This window comes from Bacteroides faecium, from assembly GCF_012113595.1.
GTDB lineage: Bacteria > Bacteroidota > Bacteroidia > Bacteroidales > Bacteroidaceae > Bacteroides > Bacteroides faecium.
Genome location: NZ_CP050831.1, coordinates 2,700,479 through 2,713,156 on the forward strand (window position 1 = coordinate 2,700,479; position 12,678 = coordinate 2,713,156).

Consider the following 12,678-nt stretch of genomic DNA (forward strand, 5'->3'; position numbering starts at 1 on the left):
AGATATGGCAATGTAATGGGTAAAAGAAGATTGTTTTTGGTTTGGTCGTGTCTGGTAAGCGTGATTTTGCCGGGCATGGCTCAAACCGGACGGCTGATTGACTATGTGAATCCATTTGTAGGGACAGACGGGTATGGCAATGTGTATCCTGGTGCGCAGATTCCTTTCGGGGGAATTCAGATGAGCCCGGACACGGACTGCAAATACTATGATGCCGCTTCGGGCTATAAATACAAGCATCTCACACTGTTGGGATTCAGCCTGACGCATCTAAGCGGCACCGGCATACCGGATTTGGGCGACTTCCTGTTTATTCCGGGAACGGGAGAAATGAAACTCGAACCGGGTACGCATGAAGAACCCGATAAAGGATACCGTTCGCGTTATTCGCATGAAAAGGAGTGGGCTTCTCCCAATTATTACGGAGTAGAACTGGCGGACTATGGAGTGAAAGCCGAAATGACTTCGGGAGTACGTAGTGGCATGTTTCGTTTTACTTATCCTGCGTCAGAGAAAGCATTTATTATGATTGACATGAATCATACTTTGTGGCAATCCTGCGAATGGTCGAATCTGCGTATGGAAAACGATTCTACCATCACCGGATATAAACTGGTGAAAGGTTGGGGACCCGAACGGCACATTTATTTCACGGCTACTTTCTCCCGAAAACTGACAGGATTGCGCTTTATGCAGGACGGGAAACCGGTGATTTACAATACTTCCCGATTTCGTAGCTGCTATGAGGCTTGGGGAAAGAACCTTATGGCTTGTATCTCTTTTGATACTAAGGCAGGAGAGGAAGTGATTGTAAAAACTGCTATCTCGGCAGTCAGTACAAACGGAGCAAAGAATAATATGAGCGAGCTTTCCGAGCTGACTTTTGACGAACTGAAGGCGAAAGGAGAAACTCTTTGGGAAAAGGAACTTGGAAAGTATGCGCTGACTGCCGACCGCAAGGCAAAGGGAACATTCTATACATCGGCTTATCATGCAGCTTTGCACCCGTTCGTCTTTCAGGATGCCGACGGACAGTTCCGTGGATTGGACAAGAATATAGAAAAGGCGGAAGGCTTCACAAATTATACCGTATTCTCTCTTTGGGATACATACCGCGCCTTGCATCCTTGGTTCAATCTCGTTCAGCAGGAAGTAAATGCGAATATTGCGAACTCAATGCTGGCGCATTATGACAAGAGTGTGGAAAGAATGCTTCCTGTCTGGTCGTTTTATGGAAACGAAACTTGGTGTATGATTGGTTACCATGCCGTTTCCGTGTTGGCGGATATGATGGTGAAAGGTGTAAAAGGCTTCGACTACGAGCGTGCGTATGAAGCCATGAAAACAACGGCGATGAACCCGAACTACGACTGCTTGCCGGAATATCGTGCCATGGGGTATGTCCCTTTCGATAAGGAAGCGGAATCGGTGTCGAAAACGTTGGAGTATGCCTACGATGATTATTGCATCGCACAGGCTGCCCGTGTACTGGGAAAAGAAGGCGATTACCATTATTTTCTAAACCGCGCCCTCTCTTATCAGACGTTGATTGACCCGGAAACAAAGTATATGCGTGGCAGGGACAGCAAGGGAAACTGGCGCACGCCGTTCACTCCGGTGGCTTATCAAGGTCCCGGCTCCGTGCATGGATGGGGGGACATAACAGAAGGATTTACCATGCAATATACCTGGACGGTACCGCAAGATGTACAAGGGTATATAAACGAAGCAGGCAAAGACTGGTTCCGTACCCGCTTGGATGAACTGTTTACCGTAGAATTGCCGGATGACATTCCGGGAGCACATGACATACAGGGACGCATTGGAGCCTATTGGCACGGGAATGAGCCTTGCCATCACGTAGCTTACCTGTACAACTACCTCAAGGAGCCGTGGAAATGTCAGAAATGGGTTCGCACTATCGCCAAACGTTTCTATGGTGATACTCCGGACGCACTGAGTGGGAATGATGATTGCGGGCAGATGTCGGCATGGTATATGTTCAACTGCATCGGCTTTTATCCGGTTACTCCGTCAAGCAATATCTATAATATCGGCTCTCCCTGTGTGGAAGCAATCTCCGTTCGGATGAGCAATGGCAAGCTGATTGAAATGACAGCCGATAACTGGTCACCGGAGAATGTCTACGTGAAGGAATTGTACGTCAATGGCAAAAAGTACGGCAAATCCTATCTGAGATACGAAGATGTCCGCGATGGTGTGAAGTTACGCTTTGTGATGAGCAACCGACCGAACTACAAGCGTGGCGTATTGGATGAGGCTGTGCCGCCTTCCCTTTCTCTTCCGGGAAAAACAATGAAATATCAATCTAACCATGTATAACATAAAGTAAAGACAATGAGAAAGTATTTTTTGCTATCAGTGTTCCTGTGTCTGGTATTGTCACTTCATGCCCAGAAGAAGTTGGAACTGGTTTCTCCGAACGGAGAACTAAAAGTGTCGTTCAATCTTTCGGATAAAATCTATTATAGCATAGATTACAATGGAGAAGTATTATTGAAAGACAACTCCCTGCAACTGACTTTGAAGAATCAGGTATTGGGACAGAATCCCAAGTTACGCCGCCAGAAGCGTACCAGTGTAAATGAACGGCTGACTCCTGTTGTGCCGTTGAAGTATGCAGGAATTGATAACAGTTATAATCAGTTGGTACTAACCTTCAAGGATTATTCCGTAGAGTTCCGTGTGTTTAACGATGGAGTTGCCTACCGGTTTGTCACTTCACTGAAAGGTGAAGTCGAAGTAATGGGGGAAGAGTTCGTCATCAATTTCCCGGCGGATTACCAGCTTCATCTGCAACAGCCGGGTGGTTTCAAAACTGCTTATGAAGAATCCTATACGCATGTTCAGAGCAATGTATGGAAGCCGGAAGATAGGATGGCAGTTCTGCCTGCTCTGATTGATACACGGAAAGACTATAAAATTCTAATCAGCGAATCGGACTTGACGGATTATCCGTGTATGTTCCTCAAGGGGACGGGTACGAATGGAATGGTTTCCACCTTCCCTAAAGCTCCGCTTGCTTTTACCGAGAGTGGTGACCGCAGTGTCAAGATTACTCAGGAAGCCGATTATATTGCCAAAACGAGAGGGACAAGGAATTATCCGTGGCGTTACTTCGTGATTACTAAAAACGACCGTCAGTTAATCGAGAATACGATGACTTACAAATTGGCTGAGAAGAACCAACTTCAAAATGTTTCATGGATAAAACCGGGACAAGTGAGTTGGGAATGGTGGAACGATGCTTCCCCTTACGGGCCGGACGTGAATTTCGTTTCCGGATACAATCTGGCGACTTACAAGTATTACATAGACTTTGCTTCCCAATTTGGTATTCCGTATATCATCATGGACGAAGGATGGGCTAAAAGTACCCGCGACCCTTACACGCCCAATCCGGAAGTAAACCTGCACGAGTTAATCCGTTACGGCAAAGAAAAGAATGTAGGAATCGTACTTTGGCTTACATGGCTGACTGTAGAAAACAATTTCGACCTGTTCAAGACTTTCAATGAGTGGGGTGTGAAAGGGCTCAAGATTGATTTTATGGATAGAAGCGACCAGTGGATGGTGAACTATTATGAGCGTGTAGCCCGTGAAGCCGCCAAAAACAAATTGTTCGTCGATTTCCACGGCTCTTTCAAACCGGCGGGACTGGAGTATAAATATCCGAACGTGCTCTCCTATGAAGGGGTACGGGGAATGGAGCAAATGGGTGGTTGCTGTCCCGATAATAGCTTGTACTTACCCTTCATGCGCAATGCAGTCGGGCCGATGGACTATACACCCGGAGCAATGATTAGCATGCAACCCGATGTGTACAGTGCGGAACGTCCCAATGCCGCAAGCATCGGAACCCGGGCTTATCAATTGGCTCTCTTTGTGGTCTTTGAAAGTGGCTTGCAGATGCTGGCGGATAATCCCACCCTTTATTATCGGAATGAAGACTGTACCCGTTTCATAACACAAGTTCCCGTCACATGGGATGAAACAGTGGCATTGGAAGCCAAGGCGGGCGAATATGTAATTGTCGCCAAACGGAAAGGTGACAAATGGTACATAGGGGGGATTACTAACAATGGCGAAACCCAACGTGAGTTTACGGTGAAACTTGACTTCTTGAAAAAGAACCGTTCTTATCAAATGACATCTTTTGAAGATGGAATCAATGCGGGACGGCAGGCTATGGACTACCGTTGCAAGTCATCTCAAGTGAAAGCGGGAGATTCCTTTACCGTAAAAATGGTAAGGAACGGTGGCTTTGCTGCTATCATCGAATAGAACTTTTTGTTTCATGTAGTGAAACAAAGTGTTCCACACCGAGAAACGAAGTGTTTCAAGTAATGAAACGAAGTGTTTCTCGGTGTGAAACTAATAGTTTCAAATGGGGTTGAAACTTTTTGCTCTACACTTCGTGCTTTTTTAGTCCGGGCGTATGTTATTGTTTCTTAGAGAACCACTCTTTGAACTCCGCCACCCGTGCCTTGCTGACCAGAATTTTTTCCTTGATTCCGGAATAGCGCACATTGATGGACAACCGGCTGTTGAACCATAAATCAATATCTTTGATAGCTTCCCGCGACACCAGATATTGGCGGTTGGCGCGGAAGAAAAGGTGGGGATTGAGACAGTCGGTGAGTTCGTCCAGAGTTTGGGTAAAGTTGTATTCTGTGCCGTCGGTTAAGACAGCTTTAACCTGGCAATCTTTGATATAAAATAATAGTATCATATCTACGGAGACAGGCAAGAGCTTGTCTCCTTTCATTGGGATAAGGAAGTGCGTCTTATAGTTCTCCTGCTTTTTGAGCGAATGGAAAAGTTGTAGCAGTTCTTCTTCCTGGTGTGGGTTGTGGCGCGGTTGAGAGTCGGGAGCGGCGGTATGCTGTAAGTTTCCCAGTTTGGCGAGGGCACGTTCGATGTCTTCCTTGCCGATAGGTTTCAGTAAATAGTCGATACTGTTCACTTTGAAAGCCCGCAGAGCATATTCGTCATAGGCAGTGGTGAAGATAATCGGGCAAGTGATACTGACGTGATTGAATATCTCAAAAGCCGATCCGTCCGCCAGATGAATATCCATGAATATCAAATCCGGCATCGGGTGAGAGCCGAACCATTCGATAGTGGAACCGATACTATCTAGTATGGCGGCAATTTCCGCGTCCGGCTTTACTTCGTTGAGTAATGAGGAAAGGTTGCGTACCGCTGCCTTTTCATCTTCTATAATGACAGTCTTCATGGTGTCTTTTTATCTGTAAATCACTGTTTTTATTGTGCTTCGTCAATCAGGGGAATAGAAACGGTAAATTCTTTATCCTCTGTGATTTGTATCTCTTGCTTGAATAAAAGGTGGTATCTCTTGGCAAGATTAACTAGCCCGATACCCGTTCCGGGGGTGGCAGTCCATTTGGGCTGAATGTCATTGCTGACGGATAAGAAGCCATTCCCGTCTGTGGTGATATGGATAGCCAGCGGTTTCCGGTTACTTATTTCATTGTGTTTAACGGCATTCTCAATCAATACTTGCACAGCCATCGGTGGAAGCCGGAAATCTTCGTATGCTTTGGCTATCTGTATGTCGAACTGCAAGTTGTTCTCAAAGCGCATCTTTAGCAGGAAGATATAAGCGGAAGCGAATTCCATTTCTTCGCGAAGGCTGACACTCTGTGACTCGTTGCTTTGCAGGGTATATCTCAGTACCCGGGAAAGTTCCTGGATATAGTCTTGGGCTTTGTCCTGATTCTCACGTACCAATGAACGCAAAGTATTCAACGAATTGAATAGCATATGCGGGTTGAGCTGGTTTTTCAAGACCTCGTATTGGTTGCGGATATTTTCCGCCTGGAGTTGCTCGTTCTCAATGAGCACCTGCTGCTGGCGGTATATCAGATGGATGATATAACAACTGCTGGTGACAAGACACGCCATGATGAAATCCCTCAACGGATGCAGATAATGGTGTACCATCGCGTCGATAGCTGGAATATCGAACGTTTTGTGCAGAAAGACAAAGACTTGTCCCAACAGATTACTCAATATCCACGTCAGGATGAAAGAGAGCAAAATCTTTGTTCCCGTAATCTTGATAGACGACTGGTTGAAATGGAACAGCCGTGTATTGACAGCGAAAAGCAGGAGCAGAGACAGAAAAGTAAAGAGTATCTCATTAGCCACATCCATAAACTTCATTCCGGGAAATAACGAATGGCTCTCGAACCGGTCGAAAAGGGATACAGATTCCGGAAAATGGATTAATACCGCCACAGCCATCGAGATAATGACTGTGGAAAGCACATATTTGTCTTTTTTTATTGCCTTTACTATCATACTGCAAAGATAAGAGAATTTTTTAGTGATTAATCGTTTTTCTGAATATGTGCTGTGACATACATGCCCGGTCGGAATTGTGCGTTTGTCTCTTTGATAGATGAATAAACTTCGAGCGAACGGTTGGTTTCGTCTACTTTTTGTCCGATGGAGACTACTGTTCCGTTGAAAGTCTGCGTTCCCATCCCGTTGACGCGGAACTGCACGGGACTGCCCACTTGTATGTCTGCAAGGTCTTTTTCGTAAGTAGTCAGGCAGAGCATCGGGGAGCTTTTGTCAATAATCTCACAAAGAGCTTCTCCCGGATTGATATATTTGCCTATATTCATTGCCACATTGGCTGCATAGCCGCTGATGGGGGCTTTCACTTCCAGCAATGGCTGGATGCCGTTCTTTAGCAATGTCTCCGGGGCGACACCCAGTAGTGAGAGTTGTGCGGCGGCAGCATCCTGGCGGCTTTTCATGGAGAGATAATCCGCTTTGCTCTGCTGGAACTTCTTTTGCGAAGCCGCCTGTTCGGCGGAAAGTGCCTTTTGACGCTCGTATTCCGCCAGAAGATATTCCGCTTGCGCATGACTGTCAAGATAAGTCTGTTGCAGGGTAATGAATTCCGGATTTTCCAAGGTGGCGATAACTGCGTTCTTAGCTATATGTTGTCCGGGCAACAGAGAAGTGTTCTTGACTACCCCACCCATCGTTAACGCTATGGTCGCCTGTCGTTGGGGTGGAAGGACAATGCGCCCGTTGAATGAAACCTGATTCGGTTTCGAAGTCGCGGAAGTGACGGCATCCACTTCGGGTTGTTTCGCCACGGTGTCTGCCGCAACTTCAGTTGCGGAAACCATACCAGTTTCGTTATCCGTAATTTGTTGGTTGCCCTTACAAGCTGTCAAAGCAAGTAAAAGGACAGAATAAAATATCTTCTTCATCTTCATATACTGTATTTTATAATAAAATGTATTATCAAAACTCTCAACTTTCCACTCTCCACTTATCTAAAGAGTTCATACTCTAATGCGGCAATGTTATATTGGTAGACAGTCTCGATATAGCCGCGGCGAATATCCCGGGCGGTTGTTATGGACTGTATGTATTCCGCTATACCCGTTTCGCTCTGTTGCAACTGGAGATTGGCAGCCTTGGTCAATTCGTCCGCTTCTTTCAAGGCGGAAGAAGTGTAGTAGCGTAAGCTCTCGTTGTATCTGCGAAGTGAAGCTTCCAGCTCAAGCACTTTGTTTCTCAATTCGAGAATATTCGCGTCTGCCTGAATTTGTGCTGAGGTAGCGGATAACCGTGCTTGCTTCACCTTGCTCTTTTGGGGCAGGAAGTAGATAGGGAAGGAGATACCCACCATCCATGCATTCAGATTCTTCAACGGAAGAATATCCTGGCGGGTATATCCCACGCTGATTTCCGGAAAGAAATGGCTCCGCTCTACATGAAGCATTGCTTTCGCTTCGTCCGCCTGACTTTGAAAGTAAGCAGTGTGTGCTCCCGACAGTGTCCCGTCTGAAAGGCTGGTATAAAACAGCGATAAGGTAGAATCTGCCGGAACAATCGGCTGGTCTGAATAACAACTCCAACGGAAGCGTGCCAAAGCCATTTTCTCTTCTTCCTGTGCCTGGAACCAACGGTTGTGAAGTTCGGCGGCGACGGTTGTCATCATATTCTTTTCGAGCAGAGTGATTTCCCCCTGTTGATAACGCAGTTCACCGATATGCTGTAACTTTTCCGCCATCTTATCCTGGTCGCGGTACATTGCACAGAGGTTGGCGGCGTATTGGTAGTACGCCCATGCCCGCTTCACTTCTGCCGTGACTTCCTTCTCCACCATCTGACGATAGAATGTGGTTGTTTTCACTTGTCGGTTGACTAATGCATTCTTGTAGAACGGCGTCAGCAGAGAACCCAGGCTTTGCTCGAAAGCCAGTTCCTTGTCTTTCTTGTTCTCTCCGTTGAGTTGCCCCCAGGAATAGCTGAATGAGGTTGGGGATGCTTCTACAATCTCTCCACGGGTAGCCTTGGCTTGTTGGATGGCGTTTGTTGCCATTTTCAGACGGGGGTGATTCTGTTTCGCCATCTCGATAGCCTGTTCCAAAGTGACGGTCGATGCCTGTTGCGCGGAAACGAAAGAAGGAATCAGCAGGAACAGGGGAAGAAGGACGAAGAACGGCAGGTGAAACTTGGCTCCCGGACGTTTCCAGGTTGCCAATGAGTTCACAATTTTGTAGAACACCGGAATGATAAGCAACGTCAACACAGTGGAGATAATCAATCCACCGATAACGACAGTTGCCAGCGGGCGTTGCACCTCGGCACCGGCGGAAGTGGCGATAGCCATCGGGACAAATCCCAATGATGCCACCAAGCCTGTCAGGAATACGGGACGGAGCAGATGCGGAGTTCCCTTGGCGATGATTCGATTTGTAGTCATGGGGTAAGCGTTTTGTTTACGAAGTTCGTTGAAGTGATTCACCATGAGGATACCGTTCAGCACCGCCACACCGAATAATGCGATGAAGCCTACACCCGCCGATATGCTGAACGGAAGCCCGCGCAGCCAAAGGGCGACGATACCGCCGATAAGCGACAACGGAACGGTGGAGAATACCATCAGTGTATAGGTGATATTCTTGAAAGCAAAGAACAGAATCAACAGGATGAGCATCAATGCTACCGGAATGACAATGAGCAGTGTGTGAATAGCGTTCTGCAAGTTCTCGAACTGACCGCCGTATTCGAAGTAATATCCCGGTTTCAGCTTGACGTTCCTGTCCAGTGTCTTTTGTATGTCCGCCACCACTTGCTGTATATCCGCGTCACGCACATTGACACCGATGACGATACGGCGTTTCGTAGCGTCGCGGTTGATTTGGAGAGGTCCGCTGACGAGGTCTATGCTCGCTACTTCTCCGACCGGAATCTGGATTCCTTCGGAAGTGCGCACAAACAATTTGTCGAGATTCAAATCCGCTACTTTCTCCTGGTCGAGACGGACGACGAGGTCGAACCTTCGTTCGTTTTCAAACACTACACCGCTGGATTCTCCGGCATAGGCGGTTCGGATAATCGTGTTGAGTTCTTCTATGTTGATGCCGTAGCGGGCTATCTTGCTGCGGTTGTATTTCACTACGAGCTGGGGCAATCCCATCGTCTGCTCTACGATGACGTCCGACGCTCCCGGCACTTTTTCTACATAGGCGGCGGCTTCTTTTGCTTTTTCGTAGAGTTCGTGGGTGTCTTCTCCGTACAGTTTGACGGCAATGTCCGCTTTGGCTCCTGTCATCAGCTCATTAAAACGGAGCTGTATCGGTTGCGAGAAGTTGAATTCGGCACGCTCGGACAGTGGTTCGAGTGCTTCCTTCATCTTATCCACCATTTCCGCACGGTTTCCTGCGCTGGTCCATTCTTTGAAAGGTTTCATGATAATCATCACGTCAGCGTCTTCTACTGCCATCGGGTCGGTGGGGACTTCCGCCGTTCCGATTTTGGCAACCACGTGCTTGATTTCCGGGAATTTGTCCATCAGCGTCTTTTCTGCCAGACGGGATACTTCGATACTTTCTGACAACGAACTTCCGGCAGGCAATGTCATTTGCATGGCAAAGTCGCCTTCGTCCAGGGTCGGGATAAATTCGGCACCCAGCCGGGTGAAGAGGAAGAGCGAACCGATTAGCGCGGCAAAGGCTACGATGACGGTACGCCACTTGTGATGCAGACAGGAGCGAAGGCAGCGTTGATATACGCTGTTCAGTTTCTCGAAGAAACGGTCGGCAAGTGTCGGTTTCACCACGATGGTATGTTTCAGGAAGAGCGATGCCATCATCGGGACATAGGTGAGTGAAAGAATCAAGGCTCCGATGATGCAGAATACAAGTGTTTTTGCCATCGGGGTGAAGTATTTCCCTTCAATTCCGTTGAGGGTGAGGATGGGGAAGAATACTATCAGGATAATCAATACGGCGAAAGTTGCCGAGCGGACTACGCCGGATGCTCCTTTTTCCACTTCTTTGTCCATCTCTTCACGGGTGAATGTCCGTCCCCGGAACTGCTTGCCGTAGATATGGGCGAGGATGCCTTCCAGTATGACGATAGAGCCGTCCACAACGATACCGAAGTCGATGGCGCCGAGGCTCATCAGGTTGGCGGTGACATTGAAAAGGCGCATCATGATAAAGGCAAAGAGCATCGCCAGCGGAATGACTGACGCGACAATCAGTCCGGCACGTACATTGCCGAGGAAGATGATAAGTACGAGGAATACGATAATTGCACCTTCAATCAGGTTGTTGACAACGGTTGAGATATTTCGGTTCACCAGTTCCGAGCGGTTCAGATAAGGTTCGATGCTGACACCTTCGGGCAGCAGGTGCTGTATCTTCTCTACTCTTTTTTCAAGTTCCTGGGTGACGACGTTGGCGTTGGCTCCTTTCAGCATCATCGCGATTCCGCCTACACACTCGCCTTCGCCGTCCATTGTCATGGCGCCGAAACGTTTGGGAGAGCCGAAACGGACTACGCCTACATCGCTGATATGTACCGGAATCCCGTTCCGGTTGGCTACAACGATGCGCTCGATGTCCTTCGTCCGGGTAATCATACCTTCCGACCGGATATAATAGGCATTCTTCGCTTTTTCTATATAGCTTCCGCCAGTGTTCTGGTTGTTGCTGCTGAGGGCTTCGAATACTTCTCCGATGGTGATGTTCAGTGAGAAGAGCGCGTCCGGGTCGACGGCGACTTCATACTGTTTCAGGTAGCCGCCGAAACTGTTGATTTCTACGATACCCGGTATGCCGGACAACTGGCGTTTCACCATCCAGTCCTGAATGGTGCGGAGTTCCATAGCATCGTATTTCTCTTCGTAGCCGGGGGCTACTTTCAGTATGTACTGGTAGATTTCTCCGAGTCCGGTGGTGATGGGCATCATTTCCGGTGCTCCGAGTTCGGGGGGAATCTCTCCGGTGACGGTTTGTATCTGTTCGTTGATAAGCTGCCGGGCATCGAGGGTAGGGACGCTTTCTTTGAACACAACGGTCACCACCGATAGCCCGAAGCGGCTGACGGAACGGATATCTTCTACATTCATGATGTTGCTCATCGCTAGTTCGATAGGCATGGTGATGAGCTGTTCTACCTCTTGCGGTGCGAGGGTGGGCGACACGGTCACAATCTGTACCTGGTTGTTGGTGATATCGGGCACGGCGTCGATGGGCAATGTCAACATCGCGTAGATACCGCCGATAAGCAGGAAGAGGGTAGTGAGCCCTACAAACATCTTCTTTTTGATTGAAAAACGTACAATGGCTGTAAACATGATTCTCTTTGTGTTATTATTTCATGTTACAAAACTACGGACTATCTGCGTTCGTGATAGCCGGAAACGTTTGAAGCGGAAAGATTGCAGGGCGAAGTGACGAAATGTCGGCTTGAATGTTCTGCGGGGGAACTGCTCTTTTAAAACCTGTATCCGATACTTATAAAGAAGGAATGCATGAAGTTGAACTTGGGCATGGTCAGCTTCTTGCCTTCTACGGTGATGTTTCGTCCGCCACTGTACATGTCGAAATCGGAGAGTGTGTATCCTGCCGAAAGAGTGTACTGCTCGTCCAAGTCGAGGGTGAACATACCTTTTATATGATAGAATACGGTTCGTCCGCCCCGGTTCTTGATACGGTCGAATCTCATTGCTGTCCATGCGCCGGAAGCATTCGGGTAGTAGTCGATGTCGAGGCTTTTGTTGGTGGATAGCGGGATAGTCAGTCCCGGTGACACGATAAAGGAAAGTGCCATGTCTTTGTCTTTTCCCAATATTAGGGCGGGAGTGGCAAACTGCAGGGCGGGTCGGAACGCGAACAGATGGCAAAGCGGGGTGTCGTCACTGGAACTCCATCGCCATTGCTGGTCTTTGGAGATTCCCGAGTAGCTTTCATCTGTTATGATATTGCAGAAGAGTAACCCCACGGTGATGCCTGCGTAGGGAATAGGTTGATAAGTGATGGTCGGTTCTATTTCCCAGGCTGAGTAATTGTTTAGCGCTCCGGTAAGTTCTACTTTCCATACACGGGTTCTTTCTTCTTCCTGGGCTTTGCCTTTAGCGGCTGCGAGTAGCAGACAGATGATTAAGAGGATTTGTCGTTTCATTGTATAAATACTGTTAGTTGTCCATTTGTAGGTAAAGACAGGAAAAAACGGTGACTTCCCTATTGCTGAAAGGTTAATAAATGTTGCTCGGTGGGGAAGGCTACCTTCCTCGGTGCCGGACACCCTCTTCCTCGGTGCCGAAGGCATGCTTCCCCGGTGCCGGACAAAACATCGAAGAATAATGTG

Annotated in this window: 7 protein-coding genes; 2 read left to right on the forward strand and 5 right to left on the reverse strand. The window is 47.9% G+C overall.

Annotated features, from left to right (window positions below):
• The first annotated feature begins 15 nt into the window (after positions 1-15).
• Both BacF7301_RS09645 and BacF7301_RS09650 read left to right on the forward strand, forming a co-directional pair.
• Positions 16-2,343, forward strand: a complete 2,328-nt coding sequence (locus BacF7301_RS09645; RefSeq protein ID WP_167967154.1) for a GH92 family glycosyl hydrolase — start codon at positions 16-18, stop codon at positions 2,341-2,343.
• A gap of 15 nt (positions 2,344-2,358) precedes the next feature.
• Positions 2,359-4,305 carry a glycoside hydrolase family 97 protein gene (locus BacF7301_RS09650; RefSeq protein ID WP_167962287.1) on the forward strand — a complete coding sequence of 649 codons (1,947 nt, stop codon included), beginning with the start codon at positions 2,359-2,361 and terminating at the stop codon, positions 4,303-4,305.
• A gap of 157 nt (positions 4,306-4,462) precedes the next feature.
• Here the strand turns inward: BacF7301_RS09650 and BacF7301_RS09655 are convergent, their stop codons facing one another.
• The 5 genes from BacF7301_RS09655 to BacF7301_RS09675 all read right to left on the reverse strand — a co-directional run bounded on the left by BacF7301_RS09655 (position 4,463) and on the right by BacF7301_RS09675 (position 12,492).
• Positions 4,463-5,260, reverse strand: a complete 798-nt coding sequence (locus tag BacF7301_RS09655) for a LytR/AlgR family response regulator transcription factor (protein WP_167962289.1) — start codon at positions 5,258-5,260, stop codon at positions 4,463-4,465.
• A gap of 29 nt (positions 5,261-5,289) precedes the next feature.
• A complete protein-coding gene (locus BacF7301_RS09660; RefSeq protein ID WP_167962291.1) occupies positions 5,290-6,348 on the reverse strand; it encodes a sensor histidine kinase in 1,059 nt (352 codons plus the stop codon).
• A gap of 29 nt (positions 6,349-6,377) precedes the next feature.
• A complete protein-coding gene (locus BacF7301_RS09665; RefSeq protein WP_167962293.1) occupies positions 6,378-7,277 on the reverse strand; it encodes an efflux RND transporter periplasmic adaptor subunit in 900 nt (299 codons plus the stop codon).
• 62 nt (positions 7,278-7,339) lie between these two features.
• Positions 7,340-11,665 (reverse strand): CusA/CzcA family heavy metal efflux RND transporter, encoded by a 4,326-nt coding sequence (locus BacF7301_RS09670; protein ID WP_167962295.1) that lies wholly within the window; start codon positions 11,663-11,665, stop codon positions 7,340-7,342.
• 140 nt (positions 11,666-11,805) lie between these two features.
• On the reverse strand, positions 11,806-12,492 hold the full coding sequence (locus BacF7301_RS09675; protein ID WP_167962297.1) for a hypothetical protein: 687 nt from the start codon (positions 12,490-12,492) through the stop codon (positions 11,806-11,808).
• Positions 12,493-12,678: the final 186 nt, after the last annotated feature.

What these genes read in the sequence shown, in the direction of transcription:
- BacF7301_RS09660 (WP_167962291.1), bottom strand. Translation starts at nt 6,348, where the DNA reads ATGATAGTAAAGGCAATAAAAAAAGACAAATATGTGCTTTCCACAGTC.
- BacF7301_RS09670 (WP_167962295.1), bottom strand. Translation starts at nt 11,665, where the DNA reads ATGTTTACAGCCATTGTACGTTTTTCAATCAAAAAGAAGATGTTTGTA.
- BacF7301_RS09665 (WP_167962293.1), bottom strand. Translation starts at nt 7,277, where the DNA reads ATGAAGAAGATATTTTATTCTGTCCTTTTACTTGCTTTGACAGCTTGT.
- BacF7301_RS09645 (WP_167967154.1), top strand. Translation starts at nt 16, where the DNA reads ATGGGTAAAAGAAGATTGTTTTTGGTTTGGTCGTGTCTGGTAAGCGTG.
- BacF7301_RS09655 (WP_167962289.1), bottom strand. Translation starts at nt 5,260, where the DNA reads ATGAAGACTGTCATTATAGAAGATGAAAAGGCAGCGGTACGCAACCTT.
- BacF7301_RS09675 (WP_167962297.1), bottom strand. Translation starts at nt 12,492, where the DNA reads ATGAAACGACAAATCCTCTTAATCATCTGTCTGCTACTCGCAGCCGCT.
- BacF7301_RS09650 (WP_167962287.1), top strand. Translation starts at nt 2,359, where the DNA reads ATGAGAAAGTATTTTTTGCTATCAGTGTTCCTGTGTCTGGTATTGTCA.